22 protein-coding genes and 1 tRNA gene are annotated in these 24,213 nt (G+C 63.1%); 13 read left to right on the top strand and 10 right to left on the bottom strand.

Annotation, left to right across the window (positions count from 1 at the left end; all coding sequences use genetic code 11):
- The first annotated feature begins 29 nt into the window (after positions 1–29).
- From QTA58_RS05895 to QTA58_RS05910, 4 genes are all read left to right on the top strand, one after another.
- Positions 30–2,192: a GumC family protein gene (locus tag QTA58_RS05895; RefSeq protein ID WP_289672070.1), complete on the top strand. Its 2,163-nt coding sequence runs from the start codon at positions 30–32 to the stop codon at positions 2,190–2,192.
- Positions 2,176–3,309, top strand: coding sequence for a cellulase family glycosylhydrolase (locus QTA58_RS05900; protein WP_289672071.1), 1,134 nt, complete (start codon positions 2,176–2,178; stop codon positions 3,307–3,309). Before QTA58_RS05895 ends, QTA58_RS05900 begins: the two co-directional genes overlap by 17 nt.
- Before the next feature lie 70 nt (positions 3,310–3,379).
- The gene (locus tag QTA58_RS05905) at positions 3,380–4,900 is read left to right on the top strand and encodes a hypothetical protein (RefSeq protein ID WP_289672072.1); all 1,521 of its coding nucleotides are present in this window, start codon (positions 3,380–3,382) and stop codon (positions 4,898–4,900) included.
- Between the two features lie 130 nt (positions 4,901–5,030).
- Positions 5,031–5,912, top strand: coding sequence for a hypothetical protein (locus tag QTA58_RS05910; RefSeq protein WP_289672073.1), 882 nt, complete (start codon positions 5,031–5,033; stop codon positions 5,910–5,912).
- Positions 5,913–5,951: 39 nt separating this feature from the next.
- Here the strand turns inward: QTA58_RS05910 and QTA58_RS05915 are convergent, their stop codons facing one another.
- Positions 5,952–6,902, bottom strand: coding sequence for a WecB/TagA/CpsF family glycosyltransferase (locus QTA58_RS05915; RefSeq protein WP_289672074.1), 951 nt, complete (start codon positions 6,900–6,902; stop codon positions 5,952–5,954).
- Between the two features lie 685 nt (positions 6,903–7,587).
- On the opposite strand from QTA58_RS05915, the gene QTA58_RS05920 reads away from it, so the two are divergent.
- Positions 7,588–7,800: a hypothetical protein gene (locus QTA58_RS05920; RefSeq protein WP_085423346.1), complete on the top strand. Its 213-nt coding sequence runs from the start codon at positions 7,588–7,590 to the stop codon at positions 7,798–7,800.
- A 137-nt stretch (positions 7,801–7,937) separates the two neighbouring features.
- Here the strand turns inward: QTA58_RS05920 and QTA58_RS05925 are convergent.
- The 3 genes from QTA58_RS05925 to QTA58_RS05935 form a co-directional block, all read right to left on the bottom strand.
- A tRNA-Arg gene (locus QTA58_RS05925) sits at positions 7,938–8,014 on the bottom strand.
- Positions 8,015–8,152: 138 nt separating this feature from the next.
- Positions 8,153–9,583 (bottom strand): HAMP domain-containing sensor histidine kinase, encoded by a 1,431-nt coding sequence (locus QTA58_RS05930; RefSeq protein WP_234811214.1) that lies wholly within the window; start codon positions 9,581–9,583, stop codon positions 8,153–8,155.
- Between the two features lie 245 nt (positions 9,584–9,828).
- A complete protein-coding gene (locus tag QTA58_RS05935) occupies positions 9,829–11,862 on the bottom strand; it encodes a methyl-accepting chemotaxis protein (protein ID WP_289672075.1) in 2,034 nt (677 codons plus the stop codon).
- A gap of 471 nt (positions 11,863–12,333) precedes the next feature.
- On the opposite strand from QTA58_RS05935, the gene rpmH reads away from it, so the two are divergent.
- From rpmH to yihA, 4 genes are all read left to right on the top strand, one after another.
- Positions 12,334–12,468, top strand: coding sequence for a 50S ribosomal protein L34 (gene rpmH / locus QTA58_RS05940; protein ID WP_081953029.1), 135 nt, complete (start codon positions 12,334–12,336; stop codon positions 12,466–12,468).
- Between the two features lie 27 nt (positions 12,469–12,495).
- Positions 12,496–12,888 carry a ribonuclease P protein component gene (gene rnpA / locus QTA58_RS05945; protein ID WP_085422166.1) on the top strand — a complete coding sequence of 131 codons (393 nt, stop codon included), beginning with the start codon at positions 12,496–12,498 and terminating at the stop codon, positions 12,886–12,888.
- Entirely contained in the window at positions 12,888–14,687 is a 1,800-nt protein-coding gene (gene yidC / locus QTA58_RS05950) for a membrane protein insertase YidC (protein ID WP_085422165.1), read from the top strand. The genes rnpA and yidC overlap by 1 nt, the downstream gene beginning before the upstream one ends.
- A 124-nt stretch (positions 14,688–14,811) precedes the next feature.
- Positions 14,812–15,471 (top strand): ribosome biogenesis GTP-binding protein YihA/YsxC, encoded by a 660-nt coding sequence (gene yihA / locus QTA58_RS05955; protein WP_289672076.1) that lies wholly within the window; start codon positions 14,812–14,814, stop codon positions 15,469–15,471.
- Positions 15,472–15,535: 64 nt separating this feature from the next.
- Here the strand turns inward: yihA and QTA58_RS05960 are convergent, their stop codons facing one another.
- From QTA58_RS05960 to QTA58_RS05970, 3 genes are all read right to left on the bottom strand, one after another.
- Positions 15,536–16,093 (bottom strand): fasciclin domain-containing protein, encoded by a 558-nt coding sequence (locus tag QTA58_RS05960; RefSeq protein WP_289672077.1) that lies wholly within the window; start codon positions 16,091–16,093, stop codon positions 15,536–15,538.
- 135 nt (positions 16,094–16,228) lie between these two features.
- Complete coding sequence (locus QTA58_RS05965) at positions 16,229–16,954, bottom strand: anti-sigma factor (RefSeq protein WP_289672078.1); 726 nt, start codon at positions 16,952–16,954, stop codon at positions 16,229–16,231.
- A complete protein-coding gene (locus QTA58_RS05970) occupies positions 16,951–17,496 on the bottom strand; it encodes a sigma-70 family RNA polymerase sigma factor (RefSeq protein ID WP_085422161.1) in 546 nt (181 codons plus the stop codon). The genes QTA58_RS05965 and QTA58_RS05970 overlap by 4 nt, the downstream gene beginning before the upstream one ends.
- 139 nt (positions 17,497–17,635) lie before the next feature.
- Here QTA58_RS05970 and argB point away from each other — a divergent pair, with 139 nt between their 5' ends.
- Positions 17,636–18,523 (top strand): acetylglutamate kinase, encoded by an 888-nt coding sequence (argB, locus tag QTA58_RS05975; RefSeq protein WP_085422160.1) that lies wholly within the window; start codon positions 17,636–17,638, stop codon positions 18,521–18,523.
- Positions 18,524–18,531: 8 nt separating this feature from the next.
- Here argB and QTA58_RS05980 read toward each other — a convergent pair whose 3' ends face one another.
- Together QTA58_RS05980 and QTA58_RS05985 are read right to left on the bottom strand one after the other, a co-directional pair.
- A complete protein-coding gene (locus QTA58_RS05980; protein ID WP_289672079.1) occupies positions 18,532–19,305 on the bottom strand; it encodes an isocitrate lyase/phosphoenolpyruvate mutase family protein in 774 nt (257 codons plus the stop codon).
- 74 nt (positions 19,306–19,379) lie between these two features.
- Positions 19,380–20,282 carry a DMT family transporter gene (locus QTA58_RS05985; protein ID WP_289672080.1) on the bottom strand — a complete coding sequence of 301 codons (903 nt, stop codon included), beginning with the start codon at positions 20,280–20,282 and terminating at the stop codon, positions 19,380–19,382.
- 105 nt (positions 20,283–20,387) lie between these two features.
- On the opposite strand from QTA58_RS05985, the gene QTA58_RS05990 reads away from it, so the two are divergent.
- From QTA58_RS05990 to QTA58_RS06000, 3 genes are all read left to right on the top strand, one after another.
- A complete protein-coding gene (locus tag QTA58_RS05990) occupies positions 20,388–21,101 on the top strand; it encodes a pyrimidine 5'-nucleotidase (protein ID WP_085422157.1) in 714 nt (237 codons plus the stop codon).
- Positions 21,102–21,211: 110 nt separating this feature from the next.
- Positions 21,212–21,847, top strand: a complete 636-nt coding sequence (locus tag QTA58_RS05995; protein ID WP_289672081.1) for a hypothetical protein — start codon at positions 21,212–21,214, stop codon at positions 21,845–21,847.
- A gap of 235 nt (positions 21,848–22,082) precedes the next feature.
- Positions 22,083–23,348: an MFS transporter gene (locus QTA58_RS06000; RefSeq protein ID WP_289672082.1), complete on the top strand. Its 1,266-nt coding sequence runs from the start codon at positions 22,083–22,085 to the stop codon at positions 23,346–23,348.
- On the opposite strand, the gene QTA58_RS06005 is transcribed toward QTA58_RS06000, so the two are convergent.
- On the bottom strand, positions 23,345–24,205 hold the full coding sequence (locus QTA58_RS06005; RefSeq protein ID WP_289672083.1) for an LOG family protein: 861 nt from the start codon (positions 24,203–24,205) through the stop codon (positions 23,345–23,347). The genes QTA58_RS06000 and QTA58_RS06005 overlap by 4 nt on opposite strands.
- Between the last annotated feature and the right edge of the window lie 8 nt (positions 24,206–24,213).

Genomic DNA, 24,213 nt, shown 5'->3' on the forward strand with positions numbered 1-24,213 from the left:
CAGGGAACCGGCGGCTGGGGGACGGAAGGATGAAACCGTTTAGCATTGACGAGCGCACCTTTCCGCCGCTGTTCGATGTCGAAGCGATCTGGAGCGTCCTTTGGCAACGTCGGATGACGGTGCTGGCATGCGTCGGCGCGATGCTGGCGTTGACGCTCCTTTATCTTGCGGTGGCGAAGCCGAGCTACACGGCGACGGCATCGATACTGATCGATCCGCGCGATTCCCACGCCACCAATTTCAACAGCGTTCTTCCCGGAATCGGCCCCGACAGCGCCGCCATCGCAAGCCAGGTGTTCATCATTGAATCGCGCGATCTGCTGATGGATGTCTTCGAAAGCGAAGGCATCGAGAACGATTCCGAATTTTCGGATCGCGGTCTTTTGTCGTTCCTTTACGCGGACGATGCTCTTGCGAAGGATTCGACCTTCAAGCGCTTTCAACGCGCGGTCTCGGCGGAGCGCGCCGGCCTCACCTATGTGATCGACGTCAGTTTCAAGTCCCAATCCTCCGACAAGGCGGCACGCATCGCCAATGCGATCGTCGGCCGCTACAGAGCGGGCCTTGCGGGAGAAAGGGAGACCGCCAACAGCGACGTGAACTCCCTGCTTGCAGACAGGATCGGCGGCCTTCAGAAGAATGTCGGCGACGCCGAGCGCGCGGTTGCGGATTTCAAATCCAGGCATCAGATTCTGGATCCTGCTTCCGGAGGCACCCTGCAGTCTCAGATCGACCAGCTCACCAGCCAGTTGATCGTCGCGCGAGGAGACGCCGACCAGGCGAAGGACAAGTATGATCAGGCACTGGCCGCGGGCACCTTGCCGGCCGGCCTCGACCGGCTCTCGGAAATACTTTCCTCCAGCACGACCGAAAAGCTGCGCGAAGACTACAATCAGCGCGCGGCGGAGCTTGCCAGTTACGAAATCGTCTACCAACCGCGGCATCCCACCATCAAGCGGCTTCAGTCCGAGCTGAACAGGACCAGGGGCCTCATGGCCGCGGAGGCGAAGCGGATAACGCGGGAGCTGAAGGCGAAATACGATCTCGCCGCACAAAACGTGGCAACGCTTCAGGCGAAGCTCGACGACTTGCGCCGTCAGTCGGAGAACTCGGACGTGGCGCAGGTGGAGTTACGGCGGCTGGAGGCCAAAGCCCAGGCGGCCCGCACCGTACTCGACGACTTCCTGAAGCGCGCCGAGGAAACGGCGCAGCTGCAAGGTCTCCAGCTCTCCGAGGCGCGGGTGATCAGCGCGGCCGCTCCGCCGGTGCAACCGACATGGCCGAAACCGTTTCTGCTTTTGCCGGTGAGTGCCGCCCTGGGCCTCCTCGCCGGATGCGGTCTTGCCTTGATGCGCGGACCCGCCCATCCGCCGGAAGACGGCCCGGAAGGCCCTGCAAGGAGCCGTCCGCAAACGGTCGAGCTCCCCAAAGGCGACATATCGACCGCACCTGCCGACCTTGGAGAATACCGCCGGCCCGGGGCGGCCGGCACCGGCGTGCATGCAAGCATAAGGGCAATCAGGAGGCGGTTTTCCCAAGCGGGCAGCGAGGCCTTCTCGCGCGACCTGCTGCAGCTCGTACGGCGGATCATCTCCCACCTTACCGAGCATCCCAAACCCTACGTGCTCGCGGTGTCTTCGACCCATGACCCTCTCGAAGCGAAACTTGCAGGCGCCATGATCGGGATCGGCCTTGAACAGGCGGACCAAAACGTGCTCGTCGTCGAGTTCGGCCGCCGGCCGGGACTGGAAATTCCGGCGCGACGCGGCACGGGCATGTTCGTCGACAGCGCAAGCGGCCTCCAAACCGTCATGTACAATGCCGCGGCGGAAGGCGGTCCGGCATCGCGGGATCGCCTCACCATGAACGACATCCTGACAGATGCCGGGGCATTCGATTTCGTGCTCGTCATGGCCCCTTCCATCACCGACAGCAGCTGGGACGCGGAGCTTTTCGTGGATGCGGACCTCATGCTTTTTGCACTTGGCCCATCCGAGGAAACTTCCGAAGCCCTCACGCTGCTGCGGCAACGTCTCGATGCCGGCCAAATCCGCCGGTGCGCCACGCTTGCGATAATACCCGAGAGCATGGAGGCGGCCGAAAACCAGGCAGCCCGGCACCTCCGGCCGGCCGAGGATGGAGAATGGGCGCGCGGCGTCTTGGGAAGGCGTGGTCATGCGGCTGACGAATAGCGGATACCGAACGGCGACGATCACCCGCAGGCGCGTCCTGACGCTTGCGGGTGGCTCCGCCCTTACGGCGCTTTCCCTCCCTCTGTCCGGTTCGGCACAGGCGGCCGAGCCTGCCGTTCCTTCGCGCGGGTTCAACCTGCCGGACTGGCTCGACCGGAAAGATGGGATAGCCCCGAGCGAAGCGGTGCTCGAAAAGCTTCGCCAGACGGGCTTCGAGTCGGTCCGGCTGCCGGTAAACGGCGACCTCATATCGGCGGGCGATACGGCGGCGCTCCACCGGATCCGCGACGGGGTGATGAACCTCGTCGGCCGAGGCTTTGCCGTCATCGTCGACATGCACCCTTCCGCAAGTCTTCACACCGCCTTGCGAGATGATTTCGATGCGGGAGCCGAGAGGGCCGCCCGGGCCTGGACGGCCCTTCGCGACGTCATTGCCGATCTGCCGGCAAGTTCCGTTTATCCGGAACTCCTGAACGAACCGCCCCTGGAACGAGGCGCATGGATCCCCCTGCGGGACCGGCTTGCCGAAACCGTGCGGGACAGATGCCCGCTTCATACGCTGGTCTGGGGGCCGGCCCCCTACCAGGGCATCTGGGAGCTGAACGACACGCCGCCGCTTGCCGACGACAACCAGATCGCCGCCATCCATTTCTACGCGCCCATGGCTTTCACGCACCAATGCCAGACCTGGGATACGTCATCGCCGCTTGCCCGGATCGCCAACCTGCCTTTTCCAGCCACGAAGGATACGCCGCGCATCCGCGAGTTCATCGAAGAGCTGCGGGCGGCCGGCGACGAGCAGGCGGCAACCCTGATCGAGGAGCAATCGTCGACGCCATGGACGGAAGCGGCGATCGCGGCCGAATTTGCCGGGCTCGCACACTGGTCGAAGACACAGGGCTGCCCGGTGATGATGAATGAGTTCGGCGTCCTCAATTTCTGCGTGGATGCCGAAAGCCGCACATTCTGGGTCCGCGCCGTCCGCCAGGCGGCCGAGGCGCACGGGATCGGCTGGACCTATTGGGAGCTCGACCAGGGATTCGGCTTCATCGGGAGCCGGCTGAGCACGGAAGGGTTCGACCGATCGATGATCGCCGCCCTCATCGGAGACGGATAGAGGCGCTGACACGAAAAGAGAGACACCGTTTCCCTGCACGGCATGCAGCGGAGCGCGGGAAAGACCGGCAATGAACATCACCAGGACGCCGACCGGATTCGGCACCGAAGATCTTAGATGGCAAGACCCCGACGCCCTGTTTCACCTCTGCGTCGCGTTCCTCGCCGTCGTTGCGGCCGTCGCGGCTTTCGCCGTCTGGACCCCGTTCGGGATCGCCGCAACGTTCCTGCTGACGCTGACCCTCTCGATCGCCCTGCCCTGGGCCATTCCCGTCGTCATCGCCTGCGCCTTTCTTTACCAGAACCTCGTCGTCGCCTGGTTCACCCCCTTTGTGCCCGACGACAATACGTTCGATGCGTTGCGCGGCGCCAACTTCGTCATGCTGATGACCGCTTTCGGCATTTTCTTCCTGGCATCGTTTCAATATCGCGTGCGCAGCGTGACCGAACTGCGCCCCTGGCTGCTCTTCACTTTCGCGCTGTGCGGGCTGGTCTGCTTCTATTTTGCCTTGGGAGCCCTGCGCGGCGGCCCCAAGGATGCCGTCATCTACTTCCGCAATACGATCACGCCCCTGGCCTGCTTCCACATTGCCGTCCTGGCCGCCAGCCTCTATCCCGTCGACATCCGCAAGAGCATGCTCTGGCTCTGCGCCGGCGCGGTCGCCTACGGCTATCTGGAGCAGATCTTCAGAATGGACTTCCTCGGCCTGTTCCACGGCGATCTCTACATCCAGCGCGGCCTCAAGGAGCAGATCGAGGCCGGCGTGTGGGAGAAAGCGCTCAGGGAAACGGGATTCGTGCTCCGCGGCCTGGAGGACACGATGATGACGACCTTCTTCAACATCCGGCTTTTCAGCGATCTCTTCCCGCCGATCTTCCGCAATGGCGGCCCGAATTTTCACCCGATCAGCTATGCCTATGGCTTGAGCATCCTGTCTGCCTGGCTTCTCTTCAAGGGGCGCTGGCTGCTGCCCGCCGCTGCGCTGCCCCTGCTTCTCGTGATCGGCTCGAAGGGCGCCACATTCATGCTGGCCGTCGCGCTCGCCGCACGGCTGATCTATCATCCGGCCCGGGCTCGATCGACACTCGTGGCCGTGGTTGCGCTGGCGGCGATCTGGACCACGGCGGCAACCGCCTATGGTGCCACGCATGGCGATTACCATGTTCTCGGCCTGATCGCGGGTGTTCGGGAGTTTCTGTCCAACCCGCTGGGGCAGGGATTGGGCATCGGCGGCAATCTCTCGAGCACCAGCGTCAATCTCGATTGGGGGCGGGCCCAGGGAGAAGGCGTCGCCTCGGTTCCCGTCGAAAGCGCCGTCGGCGTCATGCTTTACCAGATGGGAATAGGCAGCTTCGCCTTTTTCGGTTTTCTGGCGGCGCTCGCCTTGTCCGCGCGCAAACACCTGATCGAAACGGGCGAACCCGACTTCCTCTTCGCCTTTGTCGCGATCGTCACGATCTCGGCCAATGCCGTGCTGCAGGAGGAGGCGTTCTTCTCCCCCCTCGCTCTCGGTTTCTGTCTGCTGCTCGTCGGCATTTCGCTGGGCACGCGTTGGCGCGAAATGGGAATGGCAAGAACCCGCTTCGGATAGTCACCGGCATCAGCACAGATGCGATACCTGCCAGCGGGCGCCACGGCAAATTTTTATTAATGAGGATACGCTAATATGTATTTCAACGTAAGACATATACCACCACGCCAGTAATGTTGCGGAGTTGATCGTGGCTGTTTTAGGCGCATTTCCCCCTGGCCTCACCTGCCGGCCGATTCACGAAGACGATTGGGACGGCGTCGCCGAATGCCTCAGCAGAGGCTTTCCGGAGCGCCCCCCAAGCTACTGGAAGCGGGCCCTGAGCCGGATGGCACGGCGGCCCGTCGTCGCCGACTTGCCCCAATACGGCTTTGCCCTGGATATGTCCGGACAGATCGTCGGTGTTCTGCTGGCGCTCTATTTCCGTCATCAGGGGCAGGAAGGCGAAGAAATCCGCTGCAATCTTTCAAGCTGGGCGGTCGATCCGGAATTTCGCCCCTTTGCGGGCAAGATGGTCATGGCCGCATTCAGAAAGAAGAACGTGACCTACATCAACGTTTCGCCGGCGCCCGAGACGATCAAGGTCAACGAAGCGCTCGGTTTCCGCCGCTTTTCCAACGGGCAGTTCGCCTTCCTGCCGGCATTGAGCCCCGTCAAACCGGCCTACCGCGTGCTTGACGCCCGCTCCGATCTGCCCGAAATGGCCATGCTGTCCGACAGCGACAGGGAGATCCTTCTGGAACACGCGGCGCTCGGCTGCCGCTCGCTGCTCTGCGTCGGCGAGGGGAAGGTGTTTCCCTTCGTCTTCAAGGCGCGCCGCATAGTGCGGGGCCTCGTCCCGTGCAACCAGGTCATCTACTGCCGATCGCCCGAGGAGCTGAGCCAATGCGCCGGAGCAATCGGCCGTTTCCTGCTGCGAAGAGGAACGTTCCTTTGCATCGTCGACGCCAACGGGCAGGTGCCCGGCCTGACAGGCCGGTATTTTGCAGGCAGCGGACCGAAATATTTCAAGGGTCCGAAACCGCCCTCTCCCGGCGACCTGACATTCACCGAACTCGTCATCTTCGGCTGAAAGGCCGCAAGACGTCGCCGCGCGAAGAGCATCCGGCAGTCATTTCGAATAGCGCAGGATCACATAGAGAGCGCGGGGGTTGGTGGTGATATACCGCCAGAAAAGCCGGCGCGGCTCCATCAGCATGCGCCAGAACCATTCGAAGCCCGCTTTCTGCATCCAGAGCGGCGCGCGCCGCGTCTTCCCGGCCAGGTGGTCGAAAAGTCCGCCGGAGGTCTTGATGATACCGACATTGGCCAGCCGGGCGGCAAAGTCGTGGACGAAGATCTGCTCGCGCGGAACGCCGAGGCCGAGCCACAAGATATCCGGCGCGAGCGCATTGATTTCGTCGAGCTTCTGCTCGAGGGCCTCCCCGGCGAGATAACCGTGGCAATGGCCGATGATGCGCAGGTCGGAGTAACGCGCCCGTATCGCGGCCACGGCCTTGAGGTTTTCCGCCTCGGTCGATCCCAGCAGATAGAAGGTTATGCCTTCCTTCTCGGCGAGCCGCGCGACGTCGTGGAAGAGGTCGGTGGTAGCCACCCGCTCCGGGAGCTTTACCCTGCACAGCCATTGCGAAGCCGTGACGAGCGGCTGGCCGTCGGCAAGGATCTGGTCGGCTTCCAGAAACAGGCTGGCGATCTTCGGATCCGCATGAACGCGCGCAATGACCTCGCCGTTCGCCGAGGTGAAATAGTAGGGCCGGCTGTCGTGACGACGCCTTCGCGCAATTGCGATCATCAGCGAGGCCGCACTTCGGCGATCGACCGCCGTGATCGGCAATCCCCCGAGCAGCACGCTCGGGAATGCAAGGGGATCGCCCTGAATCGGAGGTCCCGCCGCATCCGATGCCGGCTTCGCTTCGTCTTCCGGTCCCAGGCCCTGCGCGCCCGGCGCCGAGCAGATGGCGGAAGCTTCACCTCCAGGACACTGCAGCCGGCAGCCATCCGTGATTGCGCAAACCCTGTCCGAGTTTTCCGGCGAGCCGGTGTCGAAATCCTGCAATGCCATTACCTCCGATTGAGTAATGACTAGCTAATATTTATTCGGAGGTTAAGAAGATCATTAGCATTCGGTTAATAGATAAAATTTGAATAAAATTGCGTATTTCTCAGATAATCCTGAATCTCTTTCGCCGCTCGGATGCACCCATATGCTTTTCTCTACTGTACCGACCGCGCGGAAAGGCCTGAAAAGCGGGATTTCAACCTGTTTTTATTGGGATTTTTCAGCTAAAGTACTTTGGATGCTACAGGTCGAATGAACCGATCTGCGTCACGGAAACTCAACGCGATCCCAGGGGCAGTCTCACACTGTTCGGTGCAGGACTGCGCGCGACGGCCTGCTGCAGCGCCCCTCGAATTGCGGCCACCATCAATCATTCCATTCAATTATTCTTATATTAAAATATACAAATGCAATTAAAGATTGCCGATACGTCCGGAAATGAAAACGCCCGATCCACCTTCGTTTGGGGAGGGATTTCGTGTGCGCAAGTGTCTGCCGCACGACGGAAGGGCTGCGCGCGTGGGTGATGGCTGTCGCCACGGTACCGGCTGCTCGCGTTTCGCCGGTTCTCGTCCAGTCCATGCCGGAGTATCCTCGAAAAGGAACGCTCCAGTCATGCTGGAACGATGCCGTTCCTGGCTGCGCCGCCGCTGTGCGGGCGGTCGTCCATCCGATCCGGAGTTTCAAGATGTCCGTCGTTCAAGAAGAACCTTCGCCCGAGATCCCCTCGCATCCCGAGGAAATCAAGTCGGTTTTCGATCTGCGTGTGGGAAAGCACATCACTTTGCAAGGCAGCGCCAGGATCACGCCGGCCGGCGTGATCAGCACCGGACTTGCGGTCGCAGCAATGACGCTTGCACTGGGTTACCTCGTCTCGTCGATCAGGCGCCGCAGGTATTAGGCAGAAGCCGCCCAGGCCGATCCGGCGACCGCAGCCCGAATGGGCGCCGAGCGTTCGCGACAAGCGATCGACGAGGCGCTGCCTATTTGCGCGCTTCGGATGGAAGCAGCCCTGGCATATTTAGAGGTGATGGAAAATGGCGCACCCGAAGAGATTCGAACTCCTGACCCCCAGATTCGTAGTCTGGTGCTCTATCCAGCTGAGCTACGGGTGCGTAAGCGAGCGGCGCGTCACCGCTTGCGTGGCGATCCTCTAATGGGTGCCGCGAAGGATTGCAAGCGATTTTACCGAGGGCCACGTCATTTTACTGTCACTTCTCGCTCAAGCCGTTGAGAAGCAACATATATTTGCATCAGGCCCGGGCCCGGTAATCCTCCAGCGAGACCGGGCGGTCGGGAATTTCGATCCTGAACTGCGTTCCGGGACCCGGCTTCTCCACGAGGGCGATCGTGCCGCCATGCGCCAGAACCAGTTCGCGGGCGATCACCAGGCCGAGACCGGTGCCGCCGGAACGGGCCGAACCGCGGAAAGCGGAGAACAGGTTCTCGCGCGCCTTGCGCGGCATGCCGGGACCGGTATCGTCGATCGTGATGCTGACGACGCTGCCGACCCGGTGCGCCGAGACCGTGATCCGCCGGACCATGGCCGCATCCTCGGGATCGAAATTCACCAGCGCCTGCACCGCGTTGCGGCAGAGATTGTGGATGACCCGGAAAAGCTGTTCGCTGTCGCAATCCACCTCGACATCGACGCCGACCTGTTCGAGAAATTCGATGCCGGCCTCCGGATCGATCGCCAGAATGTCGCGCACTTCCTGGCAGAGATCGGCCAGCCGGATGCGCCGCCGGCGCGGCGCGGCCTCGGAGGCCTGGCCGTAGGCGAGCACCTCGCTCGTATAACCGACCGCGCGGTCGATCGTCCGCAGCAGCTTGGGCGCGAAACTCCGCACCATCGGATCGTCGACATCCGTCAGGCGGTCCGACATCAACTGCGCCGAAGCCAGGATGTTGCGCATGTCGTGGTTGATCTTGGAGACGGCGAGGCCGAGATCGGCAAGGTTCTTCTGCTGCTTCAGCGTGCGCTGCAGCTCCACCTGCATGGCGGTAAGGTGCCGGCCGGCCACGGCGAGCTCGCCGCGGGACCGGTCGCCGGCGAACACGCGGGCGGGATCTTCCGGCTGTTCGGAGAAGAGCTGCATGCTGTGGGTCAGCCGGCGGATCGGCATGATCATCATGCGGTTGATGGCCAGGAAGATCAGCACGGCCGTGATCAGCGAAATGAGCAGCGACAGCAGAAACATCGTCTTCGAATATTTCAGCATGTCCTTGCGCAGCGCATAGTCGGTCATGACCAGTTCGATGATCATGTCGCTGTCGCCGACCGGCCCGAAGACACGCATGACGCGGCCACCGCCGAAGACAAGCGTATCGAGCGCGTCGCGCATCGATGAGAGCATCGGCATGTTGGCAAGATCGAAGACCTGATCGACCTGAGGCTGGGTATCGGTGGCGGCGAGCAGCCGCGACGTACCGTCCTTCTTGAGTGCGAGCACCTTGGTGCCGGTGGCGAGCAGCGTGTCGTCCTGCACCGCGCGGGGAAGCTCGGCCGGCTGGAGGCCGTCGATGACGATCCCCGCAGCGGCAGCCGTATCCAGCCTGTCGCGCAGCCAGTTCATGCGCATCGTCGCAACGGAAGGTACGAAGATCAGCACTTCCGCCAGCATGACGAAGATCATGGTGAGCCACAGAAGCCTGCCGGAAAGACCGCGGAAAAGACGCGGCATCGGCTCCGGACCTGCGCCTTCCGGCGAGGCCTCCGAGCGCTCCGAGGTGCGAACCTCGTCGTCCATGCGGGGTCTCCATTTCCGAATTCCAACCCCGCCGCGTATGGCAGGCGGCGGGCTATGGCTGATCCCTTATTTTAGAGGTTCGATTACAATTTACCAGTCCCTCTTCACTGCAGTGCAAAAGAGAAGGCGGAGGCGGTTTCCCGCCTCCGCCTGCCTGGCGGCTATCCGAAACGGCCGGATCAGAACTCTTCCCAATCTCCGGCTGCGGCGGCCGCGGCTCTGGGAGCGGTGCCGCTGCCTGCAAAAGCGCGGACGAGCGCGCCCGTCATGGCCTTGACCGGAGAGGCATGGGGCCGGTGGCCCGCGGCTGGCACCGGCCGCGGCGACCTTTCCTGCCTCGCGGGGCTTTGCCCCCCGTCACCGATGTTGAAATTCGAGACGAGCGAAAACAGGCTGTCGGCTTCCAGGGACAGCTTCGTCGTCGCGGCGGAGGTTTCCTCCACCATGGCGGCATTCTGCTGGGTCACCTGGTCCATCTGGTTGACGGCCGTGTTGACCTCGGCAAGCCCGGTCGCCTGTTCGCGGGATGCGACGGCGATCGAATGGATATGGTCGTTGATGCGCAGCACGCGCGTTTCGATCTCGGACAATGCCTCGCCCGTCTTCTGGACGAGACGCACGCCGCCGGCGACCTCCTCGCCGGATTTGCTGATCAGCGTCTTGATGTCCTTCGCAGCGCTTGCCGAACGCTGAGCGAGTTCGCGCACTTCCTGCGCCACGACGGCAAAGCCCTTGCCGGCCTCGCCCGCACGAGCCGCCTCGACGCCGGCATTCAGCGCCAGAAGATTGGTCTGGAAGGCGATCTCGTCGATGACGTTGGTGATCTGGGCGATCTCGCGCGAAGCCTGCTCGATGCGGCCCATGGCGTCCACGGCGTTGCGGACCACCTCGCCGGATTGCACGGCACTCTCCTTGGCTTCGCCGACCATGACGGTCGCCTCATGAGCACGCTCGGTCGAGGTCTTCACGACGGCGGTGATCTGGTCGAGGGCGGCGGAGGTCTGTTCGAGCGCCGCGGCCTGCTGTTCGGTCCGCCGCGAAAGATCGTTCGCCGCCTTGCTGAGTTCGGTGGCGCCGCCGTTCATCGAGCCGGTTGCGACGCGGACATTGTTCATCGTGGCGCGCAACGTCTGCATCGTGCCGTTGACGTTGTGCTGCAGTTCGGCGAAGGCGCCCTTGAAGTCGCCCTTCATGCTGTCGGTCAGGTCGCCCTCGGCGAGGCTCTTCACGACGCGGCGGGTTTCGGAAACGCCGGCATCGACGCTCGCCATGAGCTGATCGACGGTACGCGCCACCCGATCTAGACCTTCGTCGCCCCACTGCTTGCCGATGCGGCGGGTGAAATCCCCCTCGGCAGCGGCGGCCACGACGTCCGCCATGCGGGCCTGGAGCTCGTCGCTGCTGGCGCGCATGGCCGCCTCGGAGGCATTCATGCGGGCCACTTCCGCCCCGTTCTTGCGGAAGACTTCGATGGCCGCGGCCATGTCGCCGATCTCGTCGACCCGATCGCCCACGGTGACTGCGGCATCGAAATCGCCGCCGGCGATCTGCTTCATGGTCTTCGTCAGGCTCATGATCGGCTGGCTGAGCTGCCGGCGGCCCAGATAGAGGCCGAAGCCGGCGCCGGCAGCCACGCCCGCGAAAGTGACGGCGGAGACCAGCACGAAAAGCGTGTGGGTGAACGTATTCAGCTTTTCCTCGACCGCGGCCAGCACGGCCTTGTCCGTCTTGACGATCGCATCGATCTCGGCCTGATAGGCTTTGCGGTTTTCGCGGTTGGCGTCGTTGTTGCCCTGCTCGTTGGCGGCGGCGGGGCTCACCTCGCGGCCGAGACGGGCGGTTTCGGTCCTGAACGCCGTGAATTCCTTCGAGCGGGCCAGCAGCTTGTCGAATGCGGCGCGCTCGTCGGCGGGAACGATCCCGTCCCAATCCTTGAGAAGCTGGTCCATCTCGGTCAGATAGCCGAGAATGCCGTCGCCGAATTTCTTGGCTTCCTTGGTGTCCTTCGACATATAGACGCCGCGGGAATCCATCACGACGGCGGTGACGAGGCGGTTCAGGTGTTCGCCCTTGTGTGCGCGGTCTGCGGCGAGCTCGTATTCGGTCATCATCGTGCGGTATTCCGCCATGGCAAACAAAGCCATGCCGCCGATAAAGCAGGCCACAAGGCTCATAAGGCCCACGAGGAGATTGATCTTTCCTCGAATCTTCATTGCTTTTCCCCTCATCACGCCATGAAACGCAGGAAGTCGCCGTCCCGCCGGCAATTCCTTCCATTGATTGCTAAAATTAGCATTCATGCATTAAGAAATACTTTAGATTCGAATAGAGCCCCCGCCGCGCGGCCGGGAGTATAATGCCTCAATACTTGGCAAGGCTCCGGTTCGCTTCCTGCGCCTCCCGCACTTCGACGGTGAAGATCAGGCAGGCAGGGGCCGCGGCAATTCTTGACGATCGACATGCCGAGTTCCGCTTTGGCCGCATATGCGGACGCGAAGAGATCCGGGCGAAAAGGCCGGCGGCGATTGACTTTCCCTTCAAAGTCCTCTTATAAGCCGCGCACGTTCAGCTCTGGCGGGCTTGCACGCGTGCAGCCGTTTGCGCGGATCGTTTTTCCGAAACGCTCTTGCCGTCGTGACGACGGCAAAATCCAAGAAGGGCCGCACACCGCGGTGTTAAAATAAATGAAGCGTACCTATCAACCGTCCAAGCTTGTCCGCAAGCGCCGCCACGGATTCCGTGCCCGCATGGCCACCAAAGGCGGCCGCAAGGTTCTTTCCGCACGCCGCGCCCGTGGCCGCAAGCGTCTCTCGGCCTAAGGCCGGGATGCCCGAGATGACCGGGCGATGACGAGCGAAACGAAAGACAAGAAAACTGTCGGGCGGCTCAAGAGCCGGCCGCAGTTCCTCGCCGTCCGGGAAGGCGAAAGCCGCCGGGGCCGGACCTTCCTTCTGGAGGTCCTCGACCGCGCCGCGCCGGACGAGCCGCCGCGCGTCGGCTTCACCGTCACCAAGAAGCAGGGCAACGCGGTCGAACGCAACCGCATGCGCCGCCGCCTGAAGGAGGCGGTGAGGCAATCTGCCGGATTTGCAATGAAGAACGGACACGACTATGTGATTGTCGCGCGGCGGGAGGTGCTGACGGCTCCCTTTGCGGATATGACGGCACAGCTTATCGATCGCATCGAAAGCAAGCCGAAACCGAAGCGGTCCGAGGAGACCCGTTCCAGGAAAGCATGATGGAAAAGAACCGTAATTACTTCATCGCGATCGCGCTCTCGGTGCTGATCGTCCTTGCCTGGCAGTTCCTCTACATGAATCCGAGGATGGAGGCCCAGCAGCGCGCCGAGGAGGCTCGCCGCGCGCTTCAAGGCGAGGCCGCCCAGACCACCTCTCCGGAAAGCCCCGGCGCCCAGAGCACGCCGACCGGCAACCTGCCGGGCGCCAACCCTGCGCAGACGACCGTCACCCGCGACCAGGCGCTTGCGAAAACGCCCCGCGTGCAGATCGAGACGCCCGCGCTCATCGGTTCCATCAACCTGACCGGCGCCCGTTTCGACGACCTGAAGCTGCGCGAATACCACGAGACCGTGGACGACTCGAGCCCGATCATCACGCTCTTCTCGCCGTCGGATACGCGCGACGGTTATTTCACCGAGCTCGGCTACATCCCCAACGAAGCCATCGGCACCGTGCCCGGCACGAGCACCCAATGGACGCTCGCAAGCGGCGACAAGCTGACCCAGCAGACGCCGGTGACGCTTTCCTTCACCAACGACAAGGGCATCACCTTCACCCGCACGATCTCCGTCGACGACCATTACATGCTGACGGTCACGGACAAGGTCGACAACAAGACGGCTGCTCCGGTGGCGCTGACCCCCTATGGCCGCGTCATCCGCAACAACAAGCCGGCGACGCCTTCCGTCTGGGTCATCCATGAGGGCTTCATCGGCGTGATGGGCGAAAGCGGCCGCCTCAGCGAACACACCTACTCCAATATCGAGGAAGAGCAGTATACCAACGAGAAGGCGACGACCGGCTGGTTCGGCATCACCGACAAGTACTGGGCGGCCACCATCGTTCCGCCGCAGACGCTGCCCTACGTCACGCGCTTCTCGCACTTCACCGGCGGGCAGGCGAGCTATCAGGCCGACTACAAGGGCGACGACCTGACCATCCAGCCCGGTCAGTCGACCGAGCTCAAGAACCTGGTCTTCGCCGGCGCCAAAGAAGTGCCGCTCGTCTCGCGCTACGAGACCGACTATTCGATCCCGCAGTTCAACCGCCTGATCGACTGGGGCTGGTTCTATTTCATCACCAAGCCGATGTTCCAGCTGATGGATTTCTTCTTCCGTCACGTGGGCAATTTCGGCGTGGCGATCCTCCTGACGACGGTCGTGGTGAAGGCGCTGTTCTTCCCGCTCGCCAACAAGCAGTACGCCTCCATGGCGAACATGAAGCGCGTGCAGCCGAAGCTCGAGGAGCTGAAGGCGAAGCATGGCGACGACCGCATGGCCATGCAGCAGGCGATGATGGCCCTCTATAAGGAGGAGAAGATCAATCCGATCGCCGGCTGCTGGCCGGTGCTCCTGCAGATCCCCGTCTTCTTCGCGCTCTACAAGGTCATCTACGTCACGATCGAGATGCGGCACGCGCCCTTCTTCGGCTGGATCCAGGACCTTTCCGCGCCGGACCCGACGTCGCTCTTCAACCTGTTCGGCCTTTTGCCCTACGACGTGCCGCACTTTCTGCTGATCGGCGTCTGGCCGCTCGTCATGGGCATCACGATGTTCCTGCAGATGCGCATGAACCCGACGCCGCCGGATCCGACCCAGGCGATGATCTTCACCTGGATGCCGGTCGTCTTCACCTTCATGCTGGCGTCCTTCCCGGCCGGCCTCGTCATCTACTGGGCCTGGAACAACACGCTGTCGATCACCCAGCAGGCGCTGATCATGAAGCGCCACGGCGCCAAGATCGAGCTCTTCTCCAATCTGAAGGGCCTCTTCCGACGAAAACCGGCGGCATCGAAATAGATTTTAAAGCCCCGCTCCGGCGGGGCTTTTCATTTCTCCTTCCCGCAAGCCTTCCAAGCTTGACATTGCCGCTCAAAACCCTGAAGCGGTTTTTTGTTCTCGAAAGACAGGACCACAGGACGCGATGCCCGCAGACAAGAGCACGGACGACAAGCCGCTTTTCGGCCGCCCCTGGATCTTCATCCGCGGCGTGCCTTCGATGAAATTCCTGCCGCCGGAAGGGCCGCTCGAGGTTGCCTTTGCCGGACGCTCGAATGTCGGCAAGTCGTCGCTGATCAATGCGCTCGTCGGTCAGAAAGGCCTGGCACGCACATCCAACACGCCGGGCCGCACGCAGGAGCTCAATTATTTCGTGCCGGACGGCTATTCCGGCGAAGGCGCCGACCTGCCGCCCATGGCGCTGGTCGACATGCCCGGCTACGGCTACGCCCAGGCGCCGAAGGAGCAGGTCGATGCCTGGACGAAGCTGGTTTTCGACTATCTGCGCGGCCGGGCCACCTTGAAACGCGTCTACGTTCTGATCGACAGCCGCCACGGCCTCAAGAAGAACGACGAGGAGGTCCTCGGCCTGCTCGACAAGGCGGCCGTCTCCTATCAGATCGTGCTGACCAAGACCGACAAGATCAAGGAACCCGCCGTACCGAAGCTGATCGCCGAGACGGCGGAGAAGATCCGCAGGCGTCCGGCCGCCTATCCGGAAGTGCTTTCGACTTCCTCGGAGAAGGGAAAAGGTCTCAACGAATTGCGCCAGGCGATCGCCGAAACGGTCGGCCAGGGCACCTGAAACGGAAACCGGGCGCCTGGAAGCGCCCGGGTATCCACGATAACGCGATTGCGACCCGCCTTTCCTACATCTTCGGCAGAAGCACCCGGTCGATGACGTGGATCACGCCGTTCGACTGCTTGACGTCGGCAATGGTGACCTTCGCCACATCGCCATTCTCATCCGTGAGGGTGATCTTGCCCATGTCCTGCTTGGCCTTGAGCACGCAACCGCCGACGGTCTTGACGTCGTGCTCGCCGCCGTCGTCCTTGACCATCTTGGAAATGGCGGACGACATGGCGTCGGCCGCAACCACATGGCAGGTCAGGACTTTGGCAAGCTTTTCCTTGTTTTCCGGCTTCAGGAGCGTATCCACCGTGCCCGCCGGCAAGGCGTCGAAGGCGGCGTTGGTCGGAGCGAAAACGGTGAAGGGGCCTTTTCCCTGCAGCGTTTCCACCAGGCCGGCAGCCTTGGCCGCTGCGACCAGGGTGGTGTGATCCTTGGAGTTCATCGCGTTCTCAACGATGTTCTTGTCCTCGAACATCGCCGCGCCGCCGACCTTCGGGTTCTCGGCATGAGCCGCCAGGATGCCGGCGGAAAGAACGGCTGCCGCGGCAAGGGCGCGGAGTGCGGGCTTCGACATTTTCGTTTCCTCTTCCTCTTGTGGTTGATCGTCCCGTCCTCATCGGGAACATCACCAGGGACGAGGCTTTCGGAAGAAGAGTTTCAGATGCCCTGTATTTTTTTGTCGATCAGCCGCCAGCGCCTCACGGGCGCATCAAGGGCGCCTCGTCTGTCCAGCCGCTATGACCGGGCCGGTGGTCTGTCCGGTGGGCGAACCTCCGAAGGGCTCCATGCTGACGGCCAATGTCACGCCTTCGGCGATGCGGCTTCGAAGGTTCGCCGGAATTTCCACCTCTCCCTCGCCCGATTGCGGCAGCACTCCGAGCGAAATGGCGGGATCACTGCCGCCGGGCACCAGCCAGAGTTCCAGCGAACGCTCGTCCGCCGCGCCTGCCGCCACCGGCGTGATCCGCAGACGGCCGTTCTGCGCATCGTAATGCGCCATCAGCGCCAAGGAACTGCCCTCTCCGACCATTTCCGCGACGAGGGGGGCTGCCGGCTGCCTGATGCCGATCCAGCCGCTGTCGAGCGACACATAGGTAACCAGCAGGGCGATAGATGCGAAGGAAATCGCCCGCCAGAGGAAAAGCGAATTCCACAGACCGGCCGGGCGCCGCCCTCCGGCAGCCGCGGCATCGGGAAAAAGGCGCGCTTCCAGCGCCGGAAACAGATGGGACGGCGGCGGCACGGGTGCGTATTCGTCATCGAGACGCGTAAGGTTCTCCTGCCAGCGCGCAACGATGGCGGCGAAGTCGCGATCGTGCTCGATGCGCGCCTCGACCCGCCTGCGGTCTTCCAGGGAGAGGACGCCGAGCACATATTCGCCGGCGAGAACCTCGTCGCGGGAACGGTCTCCTTCGCTCTGTTCCGGCCTCGTCATCGGTCCAGACACTCTCTCAGCTTCAAAAGGCTGCGCCGCAGCCACGTACGCATGGTGTTCAAAGGCACACCGTGGCGTTCGGCCAGCTCCTGATAGGTCAGACCTTCCACATATGCGCTGCGGACTGCGCTGGCACGATCAGATTCCAACTCTTCCATACACCTGTCAATGCGCCTTCCTTCACCTTTGACGACGGTTGCCACCTCGGGGTCCGGAGAGGAATCGGGAAGGCTCCGGCCCTCTTCCTCGATACTATCGGCCAAGGGCCGGCGGGCACGCAGAATATCGATGGCATGGTTGCGTGCGATTGCCACGAGCCAACCCATAGGGCTTGTCCCGATCGCCGCGAAACGGTCCGCCCGCTGCCATACCTTCACGAACACTTCCTGAAGCGCATCTTCGGCTTCTGTCCTATCCTTCAGGATACGTAGGCACACCGAGAAAAGTTTCGGAGCCGTTGCCGTGTAGAGTGCGGAAAACGCGGTTCGATCGCGCAATGCCACGCGCGAAATCAGAACCGCAATCTCCTCACCGGCATCCATCCCGCCTCCCTGCGCAGATGTCTTCCATGCAACAGGCACGCCCGCAGCTTGCATGTCAATCCGCTAAACTGCCCGGGCATTATTTCCTCCGTCAAAAACATGCGCTAAAAGGCCCCACTCAGAGATCACGGGGAATTCGATGACCGCTTCCGACAGCGAACTTCAGGCGAAGCTTCTGGCGCAGGCGCTGCCCTATATGCAGCGCTACGAGAACAAGACCATCGTCGTGAAATATGGCGGCCACGCCATGGGCGACACGGAGCTCGGCAAGGCATTCGCGGCGGATATCGCGCTTCTCAAGCAGTCCGGCGTCAACCCGATCGTCGTGCATGGCGGCGGCCCGCAGATCGGCGCCATGCTCTCCAAGATGGGCATCGAATCCAAGTTCGAAGGCGGACTGCGCGTCACCGACCAGAAGACGGTCGAGATCGTCGAGATGGTGCTGGCCGGCTCGATCAACAAGGAGATCGTCGCGCTGATCAACCAGACCGGCGAATGGGCGATCGGTCTCTGCGGCAAGGACGGCAACATGGTCTTCGCCGAGAAGGCCAAGAAGACAGTCGTCGATCCCGACAGCAATATCGAGCGCGTCCTCGACCTCGGCTTCGTCGGCGAGGTGGTGGAGGTCGACCGCACGCTGCTCGACCTGCTCGCCAAGTCGGAAATGATCCCGGTCATCGCCCCGGTCGCACCCGGCCGCGACGGCGCCACCTACAACATCAACGCCGACACGTTCGCGGGCGCGATTGCCGGCGCGCTCAGCGCCACGCGCCTGCTCTTCCTCACCGACGTTCCGGGCGTCCTCGACAAGAACAAGGAACTGATCAAGGAACTGACGGTGGCGCAGGCCCAGGCGCTCATCAAGGACGGCACGATCTCCGGCGGCATGATCCCGAAGGTCGAGACCTGCATCGACGCGATCAAGGCGGGCGTTCAGGGCGTCGTCATCCTGAACGGCAAGACCGCCCATTCCGTGCTGCTCGAAATCTTCACCGAGCGCGGCGCCGGCACCCTGATCGTCCCGTAATCCGAAGATCAGCCGGCGGCGGCGAAGACCGCCGCGGCCTCTTCCTTCAGCCTCGCCATCATCGCCCTATAAGGCCCCGGCCCGTAGCTCACGCGGCCGACGCCGAGCTCGGCCAGCCGTTTCGGAGCGGAGACGCCGGAAAACATCATGATGTTGACCGGCAGCGGCGAGGCTTCGCAGAGCCTAGCGATCAGATCGTCGTCTGCGAGACCCGGCGCGAAGAAGCCGCTGCCGCCTGCCTCCGCATAAGCCCGGGCGCGCTCGATCGCCTCCTCGAGAAGGCCGGCATGTCTGGCCCGGTCCGCTTCCTGCAGGAAAAGGTCCGTGCGGGCATTGATGAAAAAGGGCAAGCCGCGCTCGTCGGCCATCCCGCGCACGGCCCGGATGCGTTCTGCCTGCCGTGCTGCCGGATAGATGCCGCTGCCCTGCACGACCTGATCCTCGAAATTGACGCCGATCGCGCCGGCGTCGATCACCTTGCCGACATTCCTCGCCAGTTCCGCCGGATCCTCCGCGTAGCCGCCCTCGAAATCCACCGACAGCGGCAGGTCGACCGCAGCGGTGATCGACCTCACGGTGGCGAGCAGCGCTTCCAGCGGCAGGTTCTCCCCGTCGGCATAGCCCTGGGCGGCTGCGACCGACCAGCTTCCGGTGCCGAGCGCCCTGGCGCCGGCATCCGCCACGGCCTTCGCCGTGCCGGCGTCCCAGATATTGTAGATGATGACCGGATTGCCCTTCTGGTGAAGCGCGGCGAATGCGGTTGCCTTGTCCTTCTGAGACATCGGATCATTCCTCCCGTTGAACGCCTCATCCTAACCGGATTCTGCGACGGATGCCGCCGCAAATCGGGCACGGATCACGAGAAGAGCAAACCAAGAATGCCGCAGACGATCAGCAGGCATCCCGCCACTTCCATGCGGTTGACCTTTTCATGGAAGAGGAAATAGGAGGCCATGAAGGTGAAGACGAGCTCGATCTGGCCGAGCGCCCGCACATAGGCCACCTGCTGCAGCGTCATCGCCGTGAACCAGCCGGCCGAGCCGACGACGCCGGCGAGCCCCACCAGCGAGGACGAACGCCAGGTAAGAAGCACCTGGACGATCTCGCGCCTGTCCTTCCAGAACATCCAGACCAGCATGAAGAGCGTCTGGAACGTCGTCACGCAGGCGAGCGTCACCGCCGCCTCCATGACCGGTCCCGGTCCGCCGAGCGAGAGGGATGCGCTGCGATAGGCCACCGCCGAAATGCCGAAGACGGCGCCGGAGGCGATGCCGATCAGCGCCGTGCGGCCCGTCAGTGCCACCAGTATGTTCCGCCAGGAAAGCGGCATGCGCGCCATCGAAATCATCATCACGCCGACGACGCCGACGATGATCGCAGCGACCGATCCGGGCGTCAGCTTCTCGCCGAGCAGGATAAAGCCGAAGATCGCCGCCTGCACCGGCTCCGTCTTGGAATAGGCCGTGCCGACGGCAAAATTCCTCAGCGAGAAGAGGTGCACCAGCATGATGGTCGCGAAGATCTGCGCAAGGCCGCCGATCACCGCCCAGAAGGCAAAGGTCCAATTGAGCGCCGGAAACGGATAGCCGGCCAAATGATGCAGCGCCAGCACATAGAGGATCGCCACCGGAAACCCGTAGCCGAAGCGCACGAAGCTCGCCCCGCGCGTGCCGAGCGAACCCTGCAGATGCTTCTGCAGCGCGGAGCGCAGGTTCTGCAAGAAGGCAGCGCCGATGGTGATGGGGATCCAGAGTTCCATATCGTGGCGGTATCACGCGCCCCGACTGGCCGCCAAGGCCGGATTTGACGGAAACCGGTCGCCTTTTCGATTTTCTTTGCCGGCCCGGCGGTGCATAAGACCGGCATGGACAAGAAACCGAAGACCTCTCCCGACCCCGCCGATTTCGCCCATATCCGCGACTGGGTGTTCGATCTCGACAACACGCTCTACCCGCATCACGTCAATCTGTTCGCGCAGATCGACGTCAACATGACGGCCTATGTGCAGGAGCTGCTGCAACTGGAGCCGGCGGAGGCGAAAGCGCTGCAAAAGCGCTATTACCACGAGCACGGCACCACGCTTCAGGGCCTGATGCTGAACTACGGCATCGATCCGGACAGCTTCCTGGAACGGGCGCATGCGATCGACTATTCGGCGCTCTTGCCCAATCCCGAGCTCGGCGAGGCGATCAAGGCGCTTCCCGGCCGCAAGTTCATCTTCACCAATGGCAGCGTGCCCCACGCGCAGGCCGCCGCCCGCGCGCTCGGCATCCTCGACCACTTCGACGATATCTTCGACATCGTGGCGGCGGGCTATGTGCCGAAGCCGGCAGGCGCCACCTACGACAAGTTCGCGAGCCTGCACCGGGTCGACACGAAGAACGCCGCGATGTTCGAGGATCTGCCGCGCAATCTGCAGGTGCCGAAGGCGCTCGGCATGCGAACGATCCTCCTCGTGCCGCGCAATCTCGACGACGTGCTGATGGAGCGCTGGGAAAAGCTGACGGACGAGGACGATCACATCGATTACGTGACCGACGACCTTGCCGGCTTCCTCGGCGGCCTCAACGCCGGTTAAGGTTTCATTAGGCTTACCAAAAGTTCATCCACATTACGGATGTTTAAGTGGTTTTGACCGGGTGCGGGACATAGCCTCAAGCTATCGACGCAACCGGAAAGGACCCCTCGATGACCGCGAAGAAGATCGTTTTGGCGACCCTCGCCGCCTCTCTCGTCGCCGGAGCCGCCCTGCCGGCAATCGCAGCTCCCGGGCGCGGCGGACCGGACCGCAGGGGAGCCGTCATGCAGGACGTGATGTTCGTCCGCCTGCTCAAGAACGCCGACACCAACAAGGACGGCAAGGTCTCCAAGGATGAGATGACCGCCCGCCAGGATGCGCTGTTTACCGAGATCGACGCCAACAAGGATGGCACGATCACCCGCGGCGAACTCTTCGACTATCGTCAGGCCAAGCGCGAAGAATTCCGCAAGAACAACCCCGCTCCGCAGCAGGCCGATAACGGCGACGATCAGCAGGACCGGAGGGCGGACCGGCGCGACGACGACCGCCGGAATCGCGATCGCCATGCCTGGGACCGTCGCGGCTGGGACCATCACGACCGCGACCGGCGCGAAGCGCGCTTTGACGGACCGCGTCACGGTCACATGATGCGCGGCGGCTTCTTCCGCATGGTCGACGAGGACCGCGACGGCAAGATCACCAAGGCCGAAGCTTCCGCCGCAAGCGACAAGCTGTTTGCCCGCATGGACACCAACAAGGACGGAACCATTTCCATCGACGACCTGCCGGACCGCCCCCTCTAGTTCCCTGCCCCTGGGGCCTCGGCCCTGAACTAGCTCCGGCAGTCGTCTGAAGGACCCGCCCCTTCTCCCAAGGGGGGCGGGTCTTTTCGTTTCAACGCCCGGCCTTCAAGGCGCGTCCCGATCTTTTGAGGGCAGCTTCCCGACCTTTGAACTTCTGTCTTTATATCGCTGTCGCAAAACCGTTGCATAGTCTGGATGCGATTCAGCACAGACCTTTCAATTACCAAGCCTCATCATGCCGCCGATCACCCTTCCGTTCCGTCGATTCCCTCGATGGCCGTTCCGCTCGCCCACAGTCCGTGCTGTTGCCGCGCTGTCGCTGACCCAGCTCATCGGCTGGGGCGCCACGTTCTGGCTGCCTGCGGTCACCGGACCTGCCATGGCCGCCGAACTTGGCATGACCCTGCCCATGATCATGGCGGGACCGACGGTCATGCTTGTCGTCATGGCCATGGCCTCCTGGCCGCTGAGCACCATCTTCGAGCGCTATGGCGCGCGCCCGATCATGGTGTTGGGATCGCCGGTGGGCGCGGCCGGCCTGCTCATCATGGGCCTGGCCAATGGTCCGGCGTCCTATCTCCTGTCCTGGATCATTCTCGGCATCGCCGGCGCCGGCATGCTGACGACGCCGGCGCAGATCGCGGTGACGGAGATCGCCGGCGAGAAAGCGCGCCAGGCGCTAAGCGTGCTGATCCTTGCCGGCGGGCTGACATCGACCATCGTCTGGCCGCTGACAGGGCTTCTGCAGGCTGAATGGGGCTGGCGCACGACGACGCTGGCCTATGCGGCCCTCATGCTCGCTGTCTGCATGCCGCTGCATTGGACCGCGCTTGCCCGCCGGCCACGGCAAGGACCGGGGGAAAAATCCGACGCGGCGACGACGGCCGAGCCCGCCCCGATCGACCGGCCGCGCTTCGTCCTTCTCGCCATGAGCTTTGCCGCCAACGGCTTCTTCACATGGGGCTTTGCTCTCACCATCATCATCCTGTTCGAGGCTGCGGGCCTCGATCACGCCAGTGCGCTGACGGCCGCCGCCTTTATCGGCATTGCCCAATGGGCGGGGCGCATGGTCGATTTTCTCGGCGGCCGGCACTGGTCGGGCTTCGTCACCGGCCTTGCCGGCTCCGTCCTGTTCCCGCTGAGCTTCATCGTCCTTCTGCTGACCAGCAACTTCGTCGGTGCCATGCTGTTCGCCACGCTCTACGGCATTGCCAGCGGCATCACCGCCGTCACCCGCGCCACGCTGCCGCTGCAGATTTTCCCGACCGGCGCCTATGCCCGCGCATCGGCGCGGCTCGCGGTGCCGCTCAACCTCTCCTTTGCCGCCGCGCCGCCGGCATTCGCCGCCATCGTGGCGTCTGCCGGCCCCCATGCCGCCCTGTGGCTGGCCTTCGCGATCTCGATCTTCGCCTTCTGCACGCTTTTCAGCCTTTTGCTGCTGCACCGCCGAACGGACGGCACATCGCAACGGAATCCGATCCCGAAGGCCGATCTGGTCTAGTGCTCGTAGAAATCCGAGATGATCTTCCAGGCCTGCTCGGCGGTCTCCACGAAGCTGATGAGGTTCAGATCGTCCGGCGCGATCGTGCCGAATTCGGCAAGCGCGCCGAAATTGATGATGCCGCGCCAGAACTTCTCGCCGAACAGGATCAGCGGAATGCGCTCCATGCGCTTGGTCTGAATGAGCGTCAGCGCCTCGAACATCTCGTCCAGGGTGCCGAAACCGCCCGGAAACACCGCCACCGCCTTGGCGCGCATCATGAAATGCATCTTGCGGATGGCGAAATAGTGGAAATTGAAGCTGAGTTCCGGGGTCACGAACCGGTTCGGCGCCTGCTCGTGCGGCAGCATGATGTTGAGGCCGATGCTGGGCGCGCCGGCTTCCGTCGCGCCGCGGTTGCCCGCCTCCATGACGCCGGGGCCGCCGCCGGTCACCACCACATATTCCTGGTAGTTGGAACCTGCGGAGTGCTTGCCGCAGAGGCTCGCGAACTTGCGCGCCTCCTCGTAATAGATCGAGGCGGCCTCCAGGTTGTTGCTCTGCGTTTCGTTGCGGGCCGCCCAGGCGTTCTGGCCGGGTGCGGGAATACGGGCGCCGCCGAACAGCACGACGGTCGACTTGATGCCGCGTTCGGCCAGCATCATTTCCACCTTCATGAGCTCGAGCTGAAGGCGGACCGGGCGCAGCTCCTCACGGCTGAGGAAATCGTCGTCCGCATAGGCAAGCCGGTAGGAGGGCGATTCCGTCTGCGGGGTCTTCGGCTGGCCCGCCGCTGCGTGCTTGTCCGCGACATTGCCCTTCAGCGGATCCCAGATCCCGCCTTTGCGCCGCGGTCCGTCTTTTGTCGCCCTTGCCATTTTTACAG

Origin of the sequence: Neorhizobium sp. CSC1952 (assembly GCF_030378245.1) — a bacterium.
GTDB lineage: Bacteria > Pseudomonadota > Alphaproteobacteria > Rhizobiales > Rhizobiaceae > Neorhizobium > Neorhizobium oryzae_A.

Excerpts from the sequence above, each read along its gene's own strand:
- QTA58_RS05895 (WP_289672070.1), top strand. The coding sequence starts at position 30 with ATGAAACCGTTTAGCATTGACGAGCGCACCTTTCCGCCGCTGTTCGAT.
- QTA58_RS05900 (WP_289672071.1), top strand. The coding sequence starts at position 2,176 with ATGCGGCTGACGAATAGCGGATACCGAACGGCGACGATCACCCGCAGG.
- QTA58_RS05905 (WP_289672072.1), top strand. The coding sequence starts at position 3,380 with ATGAACATCACCAGGACGCCGACCGGATTCGGCACCGAAGATCTTAGA.
- QTA58_RS05915 (WP_289672074.1), bottom strand. The coding sequence starts at position 6,902 with ATGGCATTGCAGGATTTCGACACCGGCTCGCCGGAAAACTCGGACAGG.
- QTA58_RS05920 (WP_085423346.1), top strand. The coding sequence starts at position 7,588 with ATGTCCGTCGTTCAAGAAGAACCTTCGCCCGAGATCCCCTCGCATCCC.
- QTA58_RS05930 (WP_234811214.1), bottom strand. The coding sequence starts at position 9,583 with ATGCCGCGTCTTTTCCGCGGTCTTTCCGGCAGGCTTCTGTGGCTCACC.
- QTA58_RS05935 (WP_289672075.1), bottom strand. The coding sequence starts at position 11,862 with ATGAAGATTCGAGGAAAGATCAATCTCCTCGTGGGCCTTATGAGCCTT.
- rpmH (WP_081953029.1), top strand. The coding sequence starts at position 12,334 with ATGAAGCGTACCTATCAACCGTCCAAGCTTGTCCGCAAGCGCCGCCAC.
- rnpA (WP_085422166.1), top strand. The coding sequence starts at position 12,496 with ATGACGAGCGAAACGAAAGACAAGAAAACTGTCGGGCGGCTCAAGAGC.
- yidC (WP_085422165.1), top strand. The coding sequence starts at position 12,888 with ATGGAAAAGAACCGTAATTACTTCATCGCGATCGCGCTCTCGGTGCTG.
- yihA (WP_289672076.1), top strand. The coding sequence starts at position 14,812 with ATGCCCGCAGACAAGAGCACGGACGACAAGCCGCTTTTCGGCCGCCCC.
- QTA58_RS05960 (WP_289672077.1), bottom strand. The coding sequence starts at position 16,093 with ATGTCGAAGCCCGCACTCCGCGCCCTTGCCGCGGCAGCCGTTCTTTCC.
- QTA58_RS05965 (WP_289672078.1), bottom strand. The coding sequence starts at position 16,954 with ATGACGAGGCCGGAACAGAGCGAAGGAGACCGTTCCCGCGACGAGGTT.
- QTA58_RS05970 (WP_085422161.1), bottom strand. The coding sequence starts at position 17,496 with ATGGATGCCGGTGAGGAGATTGCGGTTCTGATTTCGCGCGTGGCATTG.
- argB (WP_085422160.1), top strand. The coding sequence starts at position 17,636 with ATGACCGCTTCCGACAGCGAACTTCAGGCGAAGCTTCTGGCGCAGGCG.
- QTA58_RS05980 (WP_289672079.1), bottom strand. The coding sequence starts at position 19,305 with ATGTCTCAGAAGGACAAGGCAACCGCATTCGCCGCGCTTCACCAGAAG.
- QTA58_RS05985 (WP_289672080.1), bottom strand. The coding sequence starts at position 20,282 with ATGGAACTCTGGATCCCCATCACCATCGGCGCTGCCTTCTTGCAGAAC.
- QTA58_RS05990 (WP_085422157.1), top strand. The coding sequence starts at position 20,388 with ATGGACAAGAAACCGAAGACCTCTCCCGACCCCGCCGATTTCGCCCAT.
- QTA58_RS05995 (WP_289672081.1), top strand. The coding sequence starts at position 21,212 with ATGACCGCGAAGAAGATCGTTTTGGCGACCCTCGCCGCCTCTCTCGTC.
- QTA58_RS06000 (WP_289672082.1), top strand. The coding sequence starts at position 22,083 with ATGCCGCCGATCACCCTTCCGTTCCGTCGATTCCCTCGATGGCCGTTC.
- QTA58_RS06005 (WP_289672083.1), bottom strand. The coding sequence starts at position 24,205 with ATGGCAAGGGCGACAAAAGACGGACCGCGGCGCAAAGGCGGGATCTGG.